The sequence below is a fragment of the Pseudoxanthomonas mexicana genome (assembly GCF_014397415.1).
GTDB classification, from domain to species: domain Bacteria; phylum Pseudomonadota; class Gammaproteobacteria; order Xanthomonadales; family Xanthomonadaceae; genus Pseudoxanthomonas_A; species Pseudoxanthomonas_A mexicana.
The window spans coordinates 900301-919609 of record NZ_CP060731.1 but is presented as its reverse complement, the minus strand read 5'-3'; the positions used below and the strand labels follow the sequence as shown (position 1 = coordinate 919609).

Below are 19309 nucleotides of genomic sequence, written 5' to 3'. Positions count from 1 at the left end.
CCTGGAATGCACATGCCGGGTGGGATTACCACTCCACCTCGGCCATCGTGCAGTTCAGGCCCGAGCCGATGCCGAGCAGGGCGATGCGGTCGCCCTTCTTCAGCTTGCCCAGTTCCTTCAGCTTGCTCAGCACGATCGGCACGCTGGCCGGACCGATGTTGCCGTGTTCGGTGAAGATGGTCATGACCTTCTGCGGATCGATGCCGAAGGACTTGATGAAGGCCTGGGTGTGCGGCCGGCTGACCTGGTGGATGACGAACTGGTCCAGTTCGTCCACCGCCCAGCCCAGCGCCACCTTGGCAGCGGCGAAGGTCTTGTTGGCCAGCTTCATGCCCTCGATCAGCAGCATGCGGGTGTCGGTGACCATGCGGTCCAGGTTGCCGCGGCAGAGCTTGTTCCACTCGGTGGCCGAACGGGTCACGCCGCCCTTGTAACGCGGGGCTTCCGGGGCCAGTTCGCGACGCGCCATCACCATCGCCACGGCGCCGCAGCCCAGGGTCAGGGCGGCCAGCTCGTCGCGGAACTGCTGTTCGGTGACATCGGGCGCATTGAGGCGCTCGATGGTCTTCTCGTAGACCAGGTTGGCGGTCTCGCCATCGACCACCAGCGCATAGTCGATCTCGCCACGCTCCAGCATGCGCGCGGCGATGTCCATGCCATTGATGAAGGCCAGGCAGGCGTTGGCCACGTCGAAGGTCTGGCACTCGTCGCCCACGCCCAGGTTGCCGCAGACGATGCTGGCGGTGGACGGTTCGAGGTAGTCGCGGCTGACCGAGGTGTTGACCACCAGGCCGATCTTGTCGGCACCGATGCCGGCGTCCAGCAGGGCCTTCCGGGCGGCCAGGGTGGCGGCGTCGGAGGCCTGCACGTCGGCGTCCCACAGGCGACGGGAGTGCACGCCGGCGATGTCGTTGAGCACGTCGGTCTTGATGCCCAGGCGATCGAGCGTGGGCTGCAGGCGGGCGTTGATCTCGTCGGACGTCAGCGTGTGCGGCGCATCGATATGCGCCAGTCCCGCGATGGAGACATTCTTGAAGAGCATCGAGGTTAGCGCCAAGGCTCGGGCAGAGGGGGCCGACAAGGGTACTCACTTCCCGCCTTCACCGCATCTTTACGCAGGATCGCGCGGGGCCCCCCCTCACGCCAAAAGGTGACGCTCGTCACATTTTATCGGCTGCAGCGGAACGCCGCGAACCGCTGCTCGCCGTGGACCGGATCACCCAGGGGCTGCAGGGTATCGGCCTGCAATCCCGGCGCTTCGTTGCGGGCCAGGGTTTCCAGTTCGTCGCGGACGCGCAGGGTATTGCGCTCGTAGAACGCCACGCTGTCCTTGACCGACACCGACACCTCGCCGCGTTTTTCGCAGCCGGCCGGGGTCGCGCCGGCGGGGATCACCCGCACGTTCTTCGCGGCCGGGGCCAGGTGCACCCAGGTGCAGGCGGACAACAACACGGCGGAAGCCGCGGCAAGGACGGCAAGACGCATCGGGGACACCTTCGGAATGTGAGTCGCGGCCATTCTGGCGGATTCCGGATGAATCGAACCGGGCCATCAGCCGCCCCTCCGGGGAGGGGCGGCAGGCGGGGCTCACTTCTTCACGTTGCCGTCGGCATCCAGCTGGACCGCCTCGCCCAGCTGCAGCGCGCGGACCGAGTCGCCCACCTTGGACAGGTCGCCCACCACCACCCAGGTCAGGGACGAGGGCGACAGCGTGGCGGCGGCCTTGGCCACATCGGCGGCGCCGATGGCTTCGTTGCGGGCCTTGTACTGGACGATGTAATCGTCCGGACGGCCGTAGCGCTGGTTGGAGACGATCTGGCCAAGCACCGCCGAGGCGGTTTCGTACGCGCCCGGCAGTTCCAGGGTGTTGGCCGCGCGGATCTTGGCGATTTCCTCCGCCTTGGCCGGGGCCTGGCCGGTGGCGAACTGGCTGATCTCCTTTTGCAGTTCCTTCATGGAATCGGCCGTGCGGTCGCTCTGCACCGCCGCGCTGGCCCACCAGGGACGCTGGCCCAGCGTGTTGCGGGCGCCGCTGTAAGCGCCATACGCCCAGTGCTTGTCCTCGCGCAGGTTCATGTTGAGGCGCGAGCTGAACTGGCCGCCCAGCACCCCGTTGGCGAAGTCGAAGTCGATGGTGCCGGCGTCGCCCGTGGGCGGTACCAGCTGCGCGGCGTAGACGTTGGACTGGATGGCGCCCGGCTGGTCGATCAGGAAAACGCGCGGCTTGGTCGGATTGGCCACCTTCGGTACTGCGGGCAGCTTCGGCGCGTTGGGCGCGGGCTTCCAGTCGCCCAGGCGGGCCTCCAGCAGCGGCACGATCTGCGCCAGCGTGGTGTCGCCCACGACGGTGATGCGGGCCTGGTCCGGCTGCAGCCAGTCGCGGTGGAAGGCGACCAGGTCGTCGCGGGTCAGCGAGGCGATGGAGGCTTCCGTCCCCGAACCGGTGAAGGGGATGGCGTACGGATGGCCGGCGCCGTACAGCAGCGGCGGCAGCGTGCGCAGCGCGGCGGTCTGCGGACGCGCCTTCTCCTGCTTGATGCCGGCGATCCAGGTGGCGCGGACGCGCTCGATTTCCGCCGGATCGAAGGTCGGCCGGCGCAACACGTCGGCCAGCAGGTCCAGCGACGGCTCCAGTTTCTCGGTCAGCGCGGACAGGCCCACCGAGGCCGAATCCAGTCCGCCAGCGGTGCTGAGCTCCGCGCCCAGGGCTTCCTTGCGTGCGGCGAGCGCCAGCGCGCCGTACTGGCCCGCCCCCTCGTCCATCATCTGCAGCGCGAAGCTCGCGGTGCCCAGCTTCTTGCCCACGTCGGCCGCATAGCCGCCCGGGAACTCGACATTGATCTGCACCACCGGCGTCTCATGGCGCTCGGCCAGCACCACCTGCATGCCGTTGGACAGCGTGGCGCGCTGGACGGCGGGGAACTTCAGATCGGGGAAGGTGGTGGTCTTCGGCACGCCGGCGCTGCGGTCGACGTCGGTCTTCACCGTCTTGAACTTCGGGTCGACCTTCGGGGTGGCGGCCGGCGTAGTGGCCGGTGCCGCGAACACGGTTTCCGGGAGGGCCGAGGCCGGGGTTTCGCTGGGCTGCACGAGGATGGTGTGCGACGCGCCCGCCAGCCACTTCTTCGCGGCCGCCTGCACGTCGGCCGCGGTCGCGTTGGCGAGGATGTCCAGCTCTTCCTGGTAGCAGTCCGGCGTGCCCTGGTAGACGGCGCACGAGGCCAGCACGTCGGACTTGCCGCCGAAACCGCCGATGCGCTCGATGCCGCGCACGAATGCCGCGCGACCGGCCACCTTGGCGCGTTCCAGTTCGTCGGCGGTGGGGCCTTCGGCGATCAAGCGCTTGAGTTCTTCGTCCAGCGCCTTCTCCACCTTGGCCGGGTCCACGCCTTCCTTCACGGTCGAGACCAGGAAGAAGGTGCCGCTGATCTCGCTGCTCCACTGGTAGGCGCTGGCCTGGTCGGCGATCTTGTCGCCGTGCACCAGGCGGGTGTCGAAGCGCGAGGCCGCGCTGCCGCCCAGCACCTGGGCGAACAGATCCAGCAGCGCCGCGTCCCGGGTGCCCATCTCGGCCACCGGCCAACCGCGGTACAGGCGCACCTGCGGCACGCGGTCCGGGATGGTCTCGCGGGTATCCTGGGCATGCTTCGGAATGTGGGTCTTCATGTCGGCCAGCGTGGCGCTGGCCGGAATGTCGCCGAAATAGCGCGTCACCTTCTCCTTCGCAGTGGCCACGTCGATGTCGCCGGCCAGCACCAGCACGGCGTTGTTGGGGCCGTACCAGCTGCGGAACCAGGTCTTCACGTCGTCCAGGGTGGCGGCATCCAGGTCGGCCATGGAGCCGATGGTCTGCCAGCTGTAGGGGTGTCCGGCCGGGTACAGCGCCTCGAACATGCGGGCCATGATGCGGCGGCCATAGGGCTGGTTCTCGCCCTGGCGCTTCTCGTTCTGCACCACGCCGCGCTGTTCGTCCAGCGCCTTCTGGTCGATCGCGCCCAGCAGGTGGCCCATGCGGTCGGATTCCATCCACAGCGCCATGTCGAGCGCGGTGGTGGGCACGTTCTGGAAGTAGTTGGTGCGGTCCTGGTTGGTGGTGCCGTTCTGGTCGGTGGCGCCGACCAGTTCGAACGGCGTGAAGAACTCGCCGTCGTGGTTCTCGCTGCCCTGGAACATCAGGTGCTCGAACAGGTGCGCGAAACCCGTGCGCCCGGGGCTCTCGTTCTTGCTGCCCACGTGGTACCAGATGTTCACCGCCACGATCGGCGCCTTGCGGTCGGTATGCACGATCACGCGCAGGCCATTGGGCAGGGTGAACTCCTCATAGGGAATCACGATGTCCGCGGCGGCGGCCGGCTTCGCGTACGTGGGTGCCGGCGCATAGGCCAGGCCGCCGAGGGCGGTGGACAGGGCGAGGGCAAGCAGGGCGGCGCGGGGCCGGCGGGTAAGGCGCATCGGACACTCCTTTGTAATACGGGGTCGGCAGAACAGAACACCCGATGCTAACCGCGGCCCTGGCTCATTACACTAGGCCACAAGCCATGACGGATGGCCCATGCGTCCGTGGGCCCTGCCATTCGCGCCTTCCCCGGAGGTTGCATGGACCGCAAGCACTGCCTGGTCACCGGCGCCAACCGCGGGTTGGGCCTGGAACTCGTCCGCCAGCTGCTCGGCCGGCACTGCCACGTTGTCGCCACCTGCCGGCAGCCGGGCAAGGCCACCGCCCTGAATACCCTGGCCGGCGAACATCCCGGGCGCCTGCACGTGCTGCCGCTGGATGTGGCCGATCCCCGCAGCCGCGCCGAACTGGTGCGCGAACTGCCCCTGGTGACCGACGAAGAGTCCCTGCACCTGCTGATCAACAACGCCGGCGTGCTGCGCGGGGGTGAACGTTTCGGCCAGGTCGTGCCTGCCGACCTCGATGCCAGCTTCCACACCAATGCGGCGGGCCCGTTCCTGCTGACCCAGGCGCTGGCGCCCCGGCTGGCCGAAGGGGGCGTGGTCGCCAACATCTCCTCCGAAGTCGGCTCGATCGGCCTGCGGCAGGAATTCCGCACGCCCAGCTACGCCATCGGCAAGGCGGCACAGAACATGGCCACCTCGCTGCTGGCGCAGGCGCTGTCCACCCGGCACGTCACCGTCGTGGCCCTGCATCCCGGCTGGGTGCGCACCGACATGGGCGGGCAGAACGCCGCGCTGTCGGTGGAGGAGTCCGCCGCCGGGCTGCTGCACGTGATCGACCGCCTCACGCCCGACGACAGCGGGTCCTTCCTCGATTGGCAGGGCCAGTCCCTGCCCTGGTGAAACTGAACGCCATCCCCGGCGTTCCGGCGGAACTGCAACGGTTCCTGCCTAAACCGCATCACAACCAGCACACCCCAAGCTGACCGGCCTCCGGCCCAGGTGGCGTGTTCGCAGTCACACCACACGCCCGGCCGCGTCTTGTGCATGCAGGACGGACAACCGGACGGACACGCAACCCGGACACCGGACAGCAACACTGCATATTTAAATTCAACTGGATCAACAACTTACGTTTGGCACGGTTCCTGCTCTACCTATAACAAGCCGCCCGCTGTTCCGAACCAAACCTGACTGAACCCTGAATCAACTCATCGAAACAACAGGTTTCGCTTGACCGTTCTGTCTAGGTGTACTACCTTACTACCACACCACCCCACAACATCACTACAGAGGCATGACAATGAACGCCAAGAACCTCCTCCCGCTGACCGCCGCCGTCGTCTTCGCCCTGTGCGCCGGCGCCATGGTCGTCTCCGCCACCCAGGCCGACACGGGCCGCACGGCCGCCGCCGCCGCGGCAGAGCGCATCGTCGACCTGCCGACCGTCACCGTCACCCCGGACGCCGCCGACCTGGCCCACTACAACACCTACAAGGACGCCAAGATCGTCGACCTGGCCGCCGTCAACGTGACGCCGACCGCCGAGGACCTGGCCTACTTCGTCGCCCAGCAGGCGGTGCGCGTGGTCGACATGCCGGTGGTCACCGTGCGTCCGTCGGCGGAAGACATGCAGCAGGTCGCCGTGCAGGCAGGTGTGCTGGCCAGCCAGCTGGCTTCGCGTTGATACGCAGGCAACACGTTCCACCCGCGTGATATGCAAGCCGGCCATGGCCGGAGTTCCACCGCACCACCCGCCCGCGAGGCCATGCAGCGCCGCGTAGAATGCGCGCCATGACCGACGCCCTGGACCTCGATGTCCTGCTGTACCAGCCGGAAATTCCCCCGAATACCGGCAATGCCATCCGCCTCTGTGCGAACACCGGCGCGCGGCTGCACCTGATCGAACCCCTCGGGTTCACGCTGGAAGACAGGCAGCTCAAGCGCGCCGGCCTGGATTACCACGAGTACGCCACGCTGCAGGTCCACGCTTCGCTAGAAGCGGCCCTGCAGCGCATCCGTCCCGGCCGCCTGTTCGCGCTGAGCACGCGGGGCACCATGCGCTACGACCAGCCCGAGTATCGTCCCGGCGATGCCTTCCTGTTCGGCCCGGAAACGCGCGGCCTGCCGCAGGACGTGCTGGACGGCCTGCCGCCGGACCAGCGCCTGCGCCTGCCGATGCGGCCGGACAACCGCAGCCTCAACCTCTCCAACACCGTGGCGGTGGTGGTGTTCGAGGTTTGGCGCCAGGCAGGGTTCGTGGGCGGCGCTTAGCGCGGGTGCCTTTGTGGGAGCGACGTAAGTCGCGAACACAGGCCGCAGTGCATTGAGATCCGGGAGCAGCGCCAAATGAGCGAATGGCGTGCGCATCGATAAGGACGCCCGTCGTCCTCAAAGCGCCCGGACCGCCACCGTCCGCGATCGCGACTTACGTCGCTCCCACAAGAACAGGCAGGATTTACGCGAACCGCGCCAGCCCATACGGCGCCAGCGGTATCTCCGTCGGCTGGCCCGCCATCATCTGGTCGAGCAGGCGCCCGGTCACCGGCCCCTGGGTCAGTCCCAGGTGGCCGTGCCCGGTGGCGACGAAGATCTCCTCGCCCGGCACCCGGTCGATGATCGGCAGCGAATCCGGCGTGCACGGCCGGTTGCCCGCCCATTCCGAGACCGGTTCGCCGGTGATGCCCGGGAACAGCTTGCGCGCCTCGGGGTCGAGCCTGCGGATGAGGTGATAGTGCGGATCGCGGTCGAGTGCGGTCAGTTCCTTGATGCTGGTCATGCGGATGCCCGCCTGCATCGGCGACACCACCATGTAGCGCTCGGCCCACAGCGTGGGGCGCCCGACCACGGCCTGCGCCTGCGGATACATCAGGTGATAGCCGCGTGCGGGAATCACCGGAATCTTCAGTCCGAACGGCCGCAGCAGCGCATTGCTCCACGCGCCTGCCGCCACGACGACACGGCCCGCATGCACCGGACCATGATCGGTATCGACCTGGTAGCCGCCGTCGCGGCGCGCGATCGACGATACGCTCGCGGTCAGCGGCACGGCGCCGCGCGCGCTCAGGTGGTTGAACAGGCGCCGGCAGAAATCGCCCGGGTCGCGCATCGCCAGCGATTCGCGCTGGAACACCGCGCGCTGGAAGCCGGCACCGATCCCGGGTTCCAGCTCGCGCAGCTGTGCGGCATCGAGCACGTCGAAGGCGACGCCGTGCCTGCGCATCAGGTCGCGCTCCCACTCGCCCTTCGCGAACGTCTCCTGTTCGCTGTAGACATGCAGGTAGCCGGTATGCGCGATCAGGTCCTGCGCCTGGATGCGCTCGCCCAGGGCGAGCCACGCGTCACGCGACGCGCGATTGATCGCGCTCAGCGCGTCGATGATCGGCAGCACGTGCTGCGGACGTCCCTGCACCAGGAACTGCAGCAGCCAGCGTGCATACGAAGGGCTGACGCCCCAGTCCAGCTTCAGCGGCGCCAGCGGGTTGGCGAGCATGCGCAGCGCCTTCACCACGATGCCCGGCGTCGACTGCGGCATCACGTTGCCGACGGAAATCGAACCCGCGTTGCCGAACGACGTCTCGCCCGCCGGACCCTTGGGGTCGATCAGCATGCAGGACAGGCCGCGGTCGAGCAGGTGGTGCGCCGTCGACAGACCGACGATGCCGCTGCCGATCACCGCGACATCGGTGGTCCGCGACGGGAGGGAGGAGGGGGAGGAAGTCATTGGATCGGAACGTCGTACGCGGTCTGGGGGGAAGGCTCGGGCCGGAAGGTGAAATGCCACCATTCCATCGGGTAATTATGGAACCCGTGCCGCGCCATCGCATCGAGCAGGCGCGCTCGGTTGGCCTTCTGTGCAGGCGACAGGTCGGCATGCGCGGTGTTGGCGCGGGGATCGAAGAAGTCGAAGGGCGTGCCCATGTCCAGGTCGACGCAGGCTCCGCGCTCACAGCGGGTCAGCGTGAGGTCCAGCGTGGCGCCGCGGCTGTGCCCGGAGGTTTCCGCGATGTAGCCGTCGAGCAACGCCGCTTTCTCGACGTTGGGATAGAACGCGGGCTTGGTTCGCTGGTCGGCGGCGTCGCGTGCCCAGGCCACGAAATGCTTCACCGACCGCACCGGCCGGTAGCAGTCGAACAGCTTCAGCGACAGGCCCTCGCGCTGCACGTCCGCCTGCACCTTCGCCAGCGCCTGCGCCACGGGCGCCAGCAGCAGGCAGGTGTTCGCTTCGTAGCCGGGCACGCGCGCGCCGGTGAAGTTGGCGGTGCCGGCATAGCGCATGTCCAGTCGCACGCCCTCCGCCAGCGGCGCGACATCCACCAGGCCCGCGCTGGCCGCATCGGTGGCCGGCGACACGTCGACCTTCGTCGTGGCTGCCGCATCGCACGCCGCCACGCGGGTGAAGGCGAGGTCCTGGTAGTCGTAGCTGAAGTCCGCCTCGGGATCCACGTGCGAAAGCGCCAGCGTGGTCGACCCGGCATCGGCCGAAAAATGCAGCCAGGGCTCGGCATCGACGCTGTCGTCGTCCCAGTCGACCAGCCAGCGCGCGTCCACCTGCATCACGGTGCCGGTGAGCATCGGCGAACGCGCCGACGCGAAGCGCACGCGATCGCCCTGCGCGCAGACCGTCGCATCGCCGAACCAGGGATCCCGGTAGCGGCCCGTCCAGGCTGACAGCGCCGCCGCGGTGGCGGGTTTGCGATGACGGGTATCCGGCTTCGGCTTGGCGGCGCGTTCGCCGGCGCGCTCCTCGTCCAGCAGCGCGGCGTAGTGCGCCACGCTGTGCGTCTCGCCCGGCCGGGTGATCTGCTTGGTCAGCACCTGCCCCAGCACGGTGCGCGCGGCCTCGCCTTCGCCATTGATCAGGATGACGATGCCGGTGCGCTGATCGGGCAGCAGGATCACCGACGAATACATGCCCGCCAGCGTCCCGGTGTGGGCCACCTTCCAGGCGCCGTCGACGTCGGACAGCCGCCATCCGTAGCCATAGGCGGAGAAGTGGCTGTTGTCCCAGGCGCGCATGCGCGCGCTCACGGGCATCGGCATGTGGGCCGTCCAGACGGCCCGGCGCTGCGCGGGCGACAACCAGGCCGGCTGCGCCTCCGGCGACAGCCACATGCGCATCCAGGACAGCATGTCGTCGAGGCTGCAACGGATCCCGCCGGCGGCCATCGAGGTGACGTTGGGCACGATGGTCTCGTCCTCGCGGATGACCCGGTTGCCGTGCGGCGTGCGCATGTGCGGCTGCGCCACGTTGCCTACCTCGGCGCGGTTCCATTCACCGACCTGGCAACGCGACAGGCCGAGCGGTTGGAACAGTTCACGCTTGACCAGCTCCTCGTACGGCGCGCCGCCCGCCGCGGCGGCCACTTCGCCGGCGACGACGTACAGCAGGTTGTCGTAGGCGTAGGCGGCACGGAAGCTGTGCGTGGGCTTCAGGTGCTGCAGGCCGGCGATGATGTCGGCGCGGGTGAACCGGTTGGGCTCCGGCCACAGCATCAGGTCGCCGGCGCCCAGGCCCAGGCCGCTGTTGTGGATCAGCAGGTCGCGCACCTGCATCTGCTGCGTGACCCACGGGTCGTGCATGCGGAACTGCGGCAGGTGCTTCGTGACCGGGTCGTCCCACTTCAGTCTGCCGGCATCGACCAGGCGCGCCAGCACGCCGGCCGTCATCGCCTTGCTGTTGGAGGCGATCTTGAACAGCGTGGCGTTGTCGATCCGTTCTCCGCCGCCGGCTTCGCGTTCGCCCAGGGTACGCGTGTAGACGATCTCGCCGTCGCGGATCACGCCGACGGCAAGGCCGGGCAGGCGGTAGTGTTCGAAGGCCTCGTCGATGGCCCGGTCGCGGGCCGCACGCAGGCCATCGTCACCGGCCAGCACCTGGCCGCCACCCAGCCCCGACAGGGCCAGCAGCATCGCGCATGCCTGCCGCCATCCCCGGAATGGCCGTCGCAGGTTCGTTGTCTTTCGCACGCTTGCTTCCTCCGCCACCGAAGCGACGTGGCGTTCGTACTGATGCGGCGCGGCCGGTCCAGGGACCGGCCGCGCCTGGGGCTCCGCACTATTGCTCAGCGGAACTTGTATTCGACCAACAGGCTGTAGGCGCGCCCGCGCGGATCGGCGATACGCGTCTCCCAGCCCGCACCCGCCGCATAGTCGTTCATGTGCGCGGTGAACGGCGGATCTTCGTCGGTGAGGTTTTTCACGCCGAAGGTCAGCTTCATGTTGTCGAAGCCGGAGTACGCCAGGCTGTAGTTGTACGTGGTGTAGTTGGAGACGCGCGGATTCCAGTTCTCGGGGATGTAGCTGCCGTTGCGCACGCTGATGGGGAGCTCGTCGTTGTAGCCGTCGCGGTAGATCTGGCTGAACGTGTGCGCCCAGTCGCCCTTCTGCCAGACGAAGTTGAGCGTGTGCTTCCACTTGATCGGCAGGTTGTAGTAGCGGACGTAGTCGCCCACCAGGCTCTCGGTGTACGGCAGCGCTTCCAGCGCCTTGGTCTTGAAGGTGTTGATGTAGCTGCCGTTGAGGTTGAGGCGCCAGCTGCCACCGGCCAGCTCGCCCATGACGTTGCCGTCGATCTCGATGCCCCGCATCAGGCTGCCGCCCGAATTGATGTAGCGGCGGTCGATGGCGATCACCTCGCCACTCGCGTCCCGGATCCAGTTGGCCGAGAACAGATCGTAGTAATCGACGAGGGTTTCCAGGGGAGCGCCACGGATGGTGTTCTCGCGTTCGATCTCCCACCAGTCCACGCTCACGTTCAACCATTCCACCGGCGCCAGCACCACGCCGAAGCTCTTCTGCGTGGACTCCTCCGGATCCAGGTCCTCCTTGCCGCCGGTCAGGATGACCGGGCGGATGGATTCGCAACCCGGCACGCTGGCATCGGCCACGGCGCCCGGGCACGTTGCCGGATCCGCGAGATCCAGGCCGGTGTAAGGGCTTTCGGTGACGCCGTTGAACAGCTGGTTGAACGAAGGCACCTTGAAGCCCGTGCTGTAGGCACCACGGAACGCGACACCCTCGATGGGCTGGTACTTGAAGGACACCTTCGGGTTGGTGGTGCCGCCGAAGCCGTCGTATTCGTCGTAACGCGCGGCCAGCGTCAGGTCGAAGTTGCGGGTGACAGGCAGATAGACTTCCGCGAACACGGCCTTGATGTCGCGACTGACGTCGTCGAGGATGTTGGCGTTGTCGAACGGCGCATTGAAGATCAGCGACGCCTGTGACGAGGTGTTGCCGTCGAACTTGAACTCCTCCCGGCGCAGGTCGAAGCCGGTCGCGGCCAGCACGTCACCGCCCGGCAGCGAGAAGCCCAGGCTTCCGGAGAACGACGCATCCAGGGTCGTGACGATCGATTCGCCGCCGTACAACCGTACGCCGCGCGCGGAAGCCGCGGCCAGGCCCTGCATGGCAGCGGCCGACTGGCTCTGGCCGGGCAGCAGGAACGGATTCAGGATGCCGTCGCCGAGCAGCTGCTGCAGGTTGGCGGTATAGAAGTAGCCGCCGCCCAGCTCGGACCACGACTCGCTGGAAGCGCGCGACAGGCCGACGTTGTAGTCCCAGCTGCCGATGAACTTGCCTTCGAAGGCGGCCAGCAGGCGATAGGCCTTGGTGGTCGTGTCGATCTGGCGGTAACCGCACTCCATGCAGCGCCAGCGGTAGGCGATGCGGTTTCCGTACGTGATGCCGGCCGGTCCGAAGTAATCGGACAGGGCGTCGTACAGCATGTCGTACGTGTCCTGGGTGGTCGCATTGAGCGGGAACCAGGTGTTGGGGTTGAACGCCGCCGTGGCGCTGGTGCTGGACGAGATCTGGTTGGGCTCGAAGATCTTGGTGACATCGACCTGCGAGCCCATGAACTCGACGTAGGCCTGATGGTCGTCGTTGATCTTGAACGTCGCGCGGCCGATGAAATCCACGCTTTCCTGCGGCTGCTGGATGACCGCGGCGGCGGGGTAATCCCAGGCGCATGCGTACTTCGACCCCGGCACATTCCACAGCCGGTAGTCGTAGGCCCCCATGGCATCGCCACCGGCCTCGCACCCGCCTCCGCCCGGCAGGTTCAGGATGTTGATGGCGCTCTGCCGTGCCGTACCCTGGGGATCCTGCAGACCCGTCCCGATCATTCCGCCCGCCAGGCCGAAAACGGTGGCGAACGGGGTGCCCCGCGTATCCGGCGACAGGCCCCTGTCCGGCTGGAAGGTGTTGGAGAAATCGCGGTCGCTGCCGCGCAGGATGTCGTTCTTCTTGAAGGTCAGCGAACCGAAGACGTTCCAGCGGTTCTGGTCCAGGTCGCCCCAGCCGGCCAGCAGGTTGGTCCGGTAAATGTTGCCGCCACCGGCCTCGGTGGCATCCACGAAGGCGGATGCCTCAATACCGGTGTAGTCGGATTTGGTGATGAAGTTGATGACGCCGCCGATGGCATCGGTGCCGTAAACCGCCGAGGCGCCGTCACGCAGCACCTCCACCCGTTCGATCGCCGCGAAGGGGATCGAATTCAGGTCGACCGCGCGGCCCTTCAGGCCATGAGTGGCGACGCGGCGCCCATTCAACAGCACCAGCGTCGCGTCGGCTCCCTGGCCGCGCAGGTTGGCGCCCGATACGCCGTTGTTGCCGCGCTGTTCGTCGCTCACGATGCCGGCATTACTGGCGAGGTTGTCGGACGAATTGCCCGCGATGTTGAGGAACATCAGCAGTTGCTCTGCGGACGAAATGCCCAGGGCGTCGATGCGCTCCTTCTGCAGCACCGTGATCGGCAACTGGGTCTCGATCTCCGTGCGCTTGATGCGCGAACCGGTGACCGTCACCGTGTCCAGCGTGCGCGCCGTGCTTTCGGGAGGAGACGCCGCGTCCTGCGCAAGTCCGATGCCGGGAACGGCAAGCCCCAACATGATGGCGGCGGCGAGATGGCTTGGCTTGAGCGGAAGGGAGCGAATGGGCATGCGGGATCTCCGGGCTGAAAGGACGCTGCACTACATGGTCGATACGATGCACTGCATTGCGCGGAGCACGTCGCCCGTGGGATTGCGTGCGTACGGTGGGTCCTGGCAGGACATGGACACCGCATTGATGCATCCCCGGAACGTATGGATCCCCATCCGTGCCATCCGGCGCATCCCGTTCCGGACGCGCATTGCAGGCATTGCCTGATGCTTCGGTTGTTGCGCCGGCACCCCCGCCGGCTACCTCACCGTCGACCCCTACCGCGATCGACGGAAAACCCCTTTCACAGCGGTGTAGCATGCCCCTTGCGATGAGTCAATAAATTATTCTCGCATCACAGAAAAACTGACTGGAATATTCCTGATCAGGGCGATGCCGGCGCGGGTGGCGTCGTGTCGGCGGTGCGCGTGAGCGCATGCAGGATGCGCAGGTCCTGAGCGTCCAGTTCGGTGCCTTCCATGCCGCGGAAACGGTGGTGGAATGCACGCACGGTATCTGCCCGGTTGTCGGTGGAATAGCCGATGGCCTGCAGCGCCAACCAGGGATCGAACCCGGCCGGGGGGTCCTGCGTGGCGTCGGCTGGCCACACGCCGAAACCTGCATCGTGCAGCCGCTTCCACGGGAACAGCGGGCCCGGATCGATCTTGCGCGTCGGCGCCAGGTCCGAGTGGCCGATGATCTGCGTGGGCGGAATGCGCAGACGCGTGGTCAGGTCGCGCAGCAGGACGATCAGGCTGTCGATCTGCGCATCGGGGAACGGACTTTTTCCGTCGTTGTCGATCTCGATGCCGATGGAGGCGTTGTTGACGTCGGTGATCGCGCCCCAGCGTCCGGCGCCCGCATGCCAGGCACGCTTCGCGTCGCTGACCAGCTGGTAGATCTTTCCGTCCTTGCCGAGCAGGTAGTGCGAACTGACGCGTCCTCCGCTATTGCGGCTGCGCAGCGTATCCAGCGACTGCTCGACGGAGTCCTGCTCGGTGTAGTGCAGCACGATGACCACCGGCCGGCGCTCGTCGAAGTTCTTCGACGGGACCCAGGTCGCCAGCGGGTTGCGCGGACCGCTGTGCGCGCAGGCGGCCAGCAGCACGGTCAGGGCGGCGACGGCCAGGATGCGCCGCGCGGGTGGGACGGACAGGGTCATGACGGTTCCTCCGCAAAGGCAGGGCTACAGGAATAGTACGGCGCACGCACCCTGCGCACGCGCACCAGGGCAAAAGAAAGGCCTGCCGCGAACGGCAGGCCACGGGAGAGACACAGCTTCGACCGCATGCGCTGCGCGATCAGAAGTTCCACGTCACCACGAGCTGGGTGTAGCGGGGGGACTGCCAGCGCGTGCCGGTACCGAACGTCGTGCGGTAAACCCCGGGCTGCTTCTCGTAGCGACCACGCACGTTGATGACTTCCTGGTCATTGAGCAGGTTGTAGACCGAAAGACGCGCCTTCAGGTCGATCCCTTCCACCGGCAGCGTCCAGGTCACGTTGGCGCCCAGGTTGTAGGTCCATGGCATGCGACCGAATGCGCCACGCTCGGTGAACTCATAGACGCGCTGGTCGTAGGCGCCGCCGCAGTTCTGCACGCAGATCCAACCGGTGCCGCCGCCGCTGCCTTCGCTGGTGTAGCTGGCCACGGCCAGGTTCTCGTCCGGCCACGTCACGCCGAACGCGGTGATCGGACCGCCCGAGAGCGCGGTGAACGTACCGCCCACCGCCCACATCTCGTTGAACTTGTAGCTTGCACGCAGCTTGATCTGGTGCTCGTGGTCGTTGAACAGCACGCCATAGCGTTCGTTGTTGGCCGGGTGGTCCCAGTGCTGGACCATGCCGGTGTCACCGTAATTGGTGTCGGAGTTGACCGGGCCCTCGTGGTTGCCTTCCGACTTCGACCACAGATAGGACGCATTGAACGCCCACTTGTCATCCCACGCGCGGTCGATCTGGAACTCGACCGCCTTGTAGGTGCGCTTGGGCTTGGAGTAGCCGATGATCCGGTTGCTGCCGCTGGTGATGTAGCCTTCCCGCGAGGTGTCGATGGTGACCCAGCCGTCCTGGGCGCAGCCCATGGCGGTGGTGCCCCAGAGGGTGAGCTGGTCGCCGGGGTTGGCGATAGGCCACAGGTTGCCGTGGCGCACGCCGCACAGCGCGTTGATGCGGATGTCGTCCAGCGCGTTGGTCATCCGGCGATACGTGGCATTGACGCCCCACGACCAGGCCTGGTTGATCATGGTCTGGAAGCCCAGGATCGCCTCGTCCTGGTAGACCGCGTCGAGGTCGCGATCCACGCTCTGGCGCAGGTCGCCGACGCTGACGTTCATGTCGTCGTCCACCGGACCGATCTGGGCCCCGAGCACCGGCTGCATGTAGCTGGAGCCGGTGATCGGGTTGGTCGCCGGGCTCCAGCCGCTGAGCGCCCAGTAGGTGTATTCGTCGGTCAGACCGCCGGCAAACGTGTAGTTGATGTTGTTGGTGACCGGCAGGTAGTAGCGGCCCAGGTTGCCGAACAGCTTGGTGCTGCCGTCGCCCTTCATGTCCCACGAGAAACCGAAGCGCGGCGAGACGAGGTCGTCGATCTTGATGAAGCTGCTGCCGGCCGCGGTCTTGTTGTTGAACGCATCGACGCGCAGGCCCAGGTTCAGCAGCAGGTTGGGCGTGACGCTCCAGTTGTCCTCGACGTACCAGGCATTGGCGGTGGTGTCGAACACGCCGCCATCGATGCGCTTGCGCCCCATTACGACGGCGTTGACGCCCGCCGGCACGGTGGCGCCGTTGTCCAGTGCGGACCCCGGCGTCATCGAATAGACCGTATAGGTCATCTGCGACGGACCCGGATAGAACGAGGCGCGGTCGGTCGTCATCACCTCGCGATCCAGACCGAACCGCAACAGGTGATCGCCGAGCGCCCATTCGAAGTCGAGACGACCGACTTCGCGCTTGTCCTCGTGGTTGATGACCGTGCCGCCCGGATGGCAGCTGACCGGCGGCCGGCCCATGCCCGCGTAGACGCTGTTGTAGCTGGAGTTGATGATCACCTGCGAGCACAGCGCATCGGCAGGCGAGCGCACGAAGCTGCTGCTGTTGTTCTCGCCGTACATCGCCTTGACGGAGAAGTTGTCGCCGAAGCGGCCGGTGTAGGTCAGCGAGCCGCTCTTGCCGCCGCTCTCTGTCGTGCTCACACCGCTCATTCCACCGCGGGTGGCGGTGTCCCAGTCGTACGCGTAAGTGGTGCTGTCGGTATCACCTTCGTCGGAGAATGCGAGCAGCTCCAGACGGTGATCGTCGTTGAGGTTCCAGTCCAGCTTGGTGCCCCAGAACCCGTTGCCCGACTCGCCGGTCGTCCACGTGGTGCCACTGGCGTTGGTGTAGCCCGTGCGGTTGTCCCGCTGCTCGAACATGGCGAACAGGAACAGCTTGTCCTTCACGACAGGTCCGGAAGCCCAGACGTTGGCCTTGCTGAAGGTGCGCCTGTCCTGGCTGGCGCGGTAATAGACCGGCACCGGATTGCCGTTCGCATCGGTGTCGTAGAACAGGTGATCATCAGCCGTCGCGCGCCCGGCTTCCGGCTCGAAGGTCACTTCGACACCGCCCTTGAACTCGTTGCTGCCCGAGCGCGTCACCGCATTGATCACGCCACCGGTACTGCGACCGAATTCCACCGAGTAACCGCCGGTCTTGACCTGGAATTCCTGGAAGAACGCGAACGGCGCAGTGGAGAAGCTCTGGCGACGGTAGAAGTCGGTAACGTTCAGGCCATTGATGAATACCGAGTTCTCGGCCACCGACGAGCCGCCGAAGGAAATGCCGCCGAAGCTGGAATTGCCGCCGACCACGCCCGGTGCGAGCAGGGCGACCGAGCTGAGATCCTGCGCCACCGGCAGGCGGGCCAGTTCCTCACGGTTGATAGTGGTGGCCGACTCCGTCGAACGCACGTCCACGCGGTTGATCACGCGCGAACCCACCACCTGCACGGCGTTGAGGTTCACCACGCCGCCGTCGCTGCCCAGGTTGACGGTGGTGGTGCCGCCCAGCGCGACGTTGACGGCCACGGACTCGCCCACGTCCTCGCCGTTGCGCTTGACCTGCAGCTGGTAGTCGCCCACCGGCAGCTGGCTGAGGCGGTAGCCGCCGTCGCCGCCCACCGTCACCGAGCGCGTCGCGCCCGTGGCGGTGTTGGTGATCATGATCTGGTCGCCCGCGCTTGCACGGCCGGCGACCGCACCTGTCGCGCTCTGCGCCATCGCCAGGGGCGCCATCGACGCCAGGCAGGCGCCCAACGCCATGCCCAGTGCCGCCTTCTTCAGAACCTTGCCTTTCATCCCCGCTCTCTCCTGCTAAAGATGGTGTTGAATCGTGTGGTGGTGGTGTTGCGATCAGCCGCGCCCGTCCCGGGGCAGCACGGTCCATTCGAACTGGTAATCCCATTGGTCGAAGTAGAGGTTCCCGCCCCTCCACTCCACTTCACCGCGCTGCAGGTCGACCGTCTCTGAGCGCTCGTGCTGCTTGGCGGGGATGAAGTCGCGCGAATAGTCGTCGTTGAAGGCGACGCGGTAGGCATCCAGCCCGCCCAGGTAGAACCAGCGCAGGGCCGGATCGTCCGAGGCCAACTGACCGCTGGTCACGTCCATCGGCACCCAGCCGTAGGGCGCCAGGTACAGCGCGCCCCAGTCGTGCATGGTGTCGTGGCCTTCGACGTCTTCGGAATACGCCCAACCCGACTGCCAGCGCGCGGGAATGCCGTTCATCCGCAACAGCGTGATCAGCAGCAGCGTCTGCTGTCCGCAGTCGGCGTGGCCGGCGCGGAAGGCGTAGTCGCTGATGTTGCTGAGGGTGGAATATTCGCGGGCGCCCGCCCACGGGATGCGGTCCACCGCCGCGAACAGCTTCTGCGCGATGCGGTAGGGGTTCGTCTCGTCGCCGACGACGTCGGCGCTGAAGCGGCGCAGGTCGTCGCTGAAGACCACATGCGGCGCGCGTTCGGCCACGAACGGCTCCAGCTCCGGCGTCAGCGTGGGCGGCACCACGCGGTCCGGATCTATCGCGACGCGGCGCGCGTGCACGGTGACTTCGTAGGTCAGCGAGAAGGTCGTCGGCTGGCCCGCGATGGCGGACTGTTCGAGATAGGCCGTGCGTTGCAGCGCGCGCTCGGGCGCGACCTGCGGCCTGGCCGGTCGGCTCTCGACCAGGGCGATGGCTTCCTGCTGGCCGGCGATGGCACGCGGATAGGGAATCCATGCGCGCACCGTCTCGCCAGCCGGCACCGCGTCGGGCTTGACGGTGATGCGGTGGGTGATGCGGACGCGGCGGGGCAGCACGCTGGTCGCGCCCGTCGCCTTGGATACCTGCACTACGTCGCGGTGATGGCGATGCAGCGTTTCGTAGGGCCCCTGGACGAAGGGGCGCACCGGCGCTGCGCGGCGGGCGGCCGCTTCCGGGCTCAGCCGGAACAGGTTGGACACCGAGCGGTTGAAGTAGCGGGGCTCGCCGTCGATGTCGAGGCGCTCGATCAATCCGGCGGCGTCCCACCGCTGGAACTCGTCTTCGCGCAGGTCCGGTACCTGTGCGCGGATGCGCTGCCTGACCGTCGCACCATCCAGGCCGAAGTCCAGTCGGATGCGGCGCATGCGCTCGCGCTGGAACTGCAGCGCCCGGGCGTCGGCGACGCCGCGCGCCTGCAACGCCCGATCGATCGCCTGATCTGCCTCGTGGAAGCGCCCGCGGTCGATGTCGGCGACGATCGCCGCCAGCGGATCGCCCGCCATGGCCAGTCCCGGCGCCAGGAGTACCATCGGCCACCCGCCCAGACACAGCCACGCGGCCAGCCGGCGCTGCCGGCGCCTGCCGCGTACTGCAATGGTGTGCTGGCTACCGCTGGCATCCACGTCGAACATCCCCTAGCCGACTGGTCACGGTTGTGTAACACGAGGCAAATGCGAGGGTCAATAATTTATTCTTGATTTTTATCTCGTGAGAAATA

Annotated in this window: 12 protein-coding genes and 1 pseudogene; 3 read left to right on the top strand and 10 right to left on the bottom strand. The window is 67.0% G+C overall.

The features are described from left to right. Positions 1-25: 25 nt before the first annotated feature. From IAE60_RS04160 to IAE60_RS04150, 3 genes are all read right to left on the bottom strand, one after another. On the bottom strand, positions 26-1042 hold the full coding sequence (locus tag IAE60_RS04160; protein WP_162110022.1) for a 3-oxoacyl-ACP synthase III: 1017 nt from the start codon (positions 1040-1042) through the stop codon (positions 26-28). Between the two features lie 125 nt (positions 1043-1167). Beyond that, positions 1168-1485, bottom strand: a complete 318-nt coding sequence (locus IAE60_RS04155) for a DUF4156 domain-containing protein (RefSeq protein ID WP_162110023.1) — start codon at positions 1483-1485, stop codon at positions 1168-1170. 102 nt (positions 1486-1587) lie between these two features. Further along, complete coding sequence (locus IAE60_RS04150; RefSeq protein ID WP_187573980.1) at positions 1588-4452, bottom strand: M16 family metallopeptidase; 2865 nt, start codon at positions 4450-4452, stop codon at positions 1588-1590. A 144-nt stretch (positions 4453-4596) separates the two neighbouring features. On the opposite strand from IAE60_RS04150, the gene IAE60_RS04145 reads away from it, so the two are divergent. The 3 genes from IAE60_RS04145 (at position 4597) to trmL (ending at position 6672) form a co-directional block, all read left to right on the top strand. Continuing rightward, positions 4597-5301: an SDR family oxidoreductase gene (locus tag IAE60_RS04145; protein ID WP_162110025.1), complete on the top strand. Its 705-nt coding sequence runs from the start codon at positions 4597-4599 to the stop codon at positions 5299-5301. 394 nt (positions 5302-5695) lie between these two features. After that, positions 5696-6085, top strand: a complete 390-nt coding sequence (locus tag IAE60_RS04140; RefSeq protein WP_185894776.1) for a hypothetical protein — start codon at positions 5696-5698, stop codon at positions 6083-6085. Positions 6086-6192: 107 nt separating this feature from the next. Beyond that, positions 6193-6672, top strand: a complete 480-nt coding sequence (gene trmL / locus IAE60_RS04135) for a tRNA (uridine(34)/cytosine(34)/5-carboxymethylaminomethyluridine(34)-2'-O)-methyltransferase TrmL (protein ID WP_162110027.1) — start codon at positions 6193-6195, stop codon at positions 6670-6672. A 184-nt stretch (positions 6673-6856) separates the two neighbouring features. Here trmL and IAE60_RS04130 read toward each other — a convergent pair whose 3' ends face one another. The 7 genes and pseudogenes from IAE60_RS04130 to IAE60_RS04100 form a co-directional block, all read right to left on the bottom strand. Beyond that, a complete protein-coding gene (locus IAE60_RS04130) occupies positions 6857-8122 on the bottom strand; it encodes an NAD(P)/FAD-dependent oxidoreductase (RefSeq protein ID WP_187573979.1) in 1266 nt (421 codons plus the stop codon). Next, positions 8119-8790: a M15 family metallopeptidase gene (locus IAE60_RS18950; RefSeq protein ID WP_187574655.1), complete on the bottom strand. Its 672-nt coding sequence runs from the start codon at positions 8788-8790 to the stop codon at positions 8119-8121. Before IAE60_RS18950 ends, IAE60_RS04130 begins: the two co-directional genes overlap by 4 nt. Positions 8791-8850: 60 nt before the next feature. Then, positions 8851-10311, bottom strand: a pseudogene (locus IAE60_RS04120) (serine hydrolase); the annotation flags it as partial. A 152-nt stretch (positions 10312-10463) separates the two neighbouring features. Next, on the bottom strand, positions 10464-13340 hold the full coding sequence (locus IAE60_RS04115) for a TonB-dependent receptor plug domain-containing protein (RefSeq protein ID WP_187573978.1): 2877 nt from the start codon (positions 13338-13340) through the stop codon (positions 10464-10466). Between the two features lie 365 nt (positions 13341-13705). After that, entirely contained in the window at positions 13706-14482 is a 777-nt protein-coding gene (locus IAE60_RS04110; protein WP_187573977.1) for an N-acetylmuramoyl-L-alanine amidase, read from the bottom strand. Positions 14483-14621: 139 nt separating this feature from the next. After that, positions 14622-17651 (bottom strand): TonB-dependent receptor, encoded by a 3030-nt coding sequence (locus IAE60_RS04105; protein WP_187573976.1) that lies wholly within the window; start codon positions 17649-17651, stop codon positions 14622-14624. Positions 17652-17705: 54 nt separating this feature from the next. Beyond that, entirely contained in the window at positions 17706-19121 is a 1416-nt protein-coding gene (locus tag IAE60_RS04100; RefSeq protein ID WP_187574654.1) for a transglutaminase-like domain-containing protein, read from the bottom strand. Positions 19122-19309: the final 188 nt, after the last annotated feature.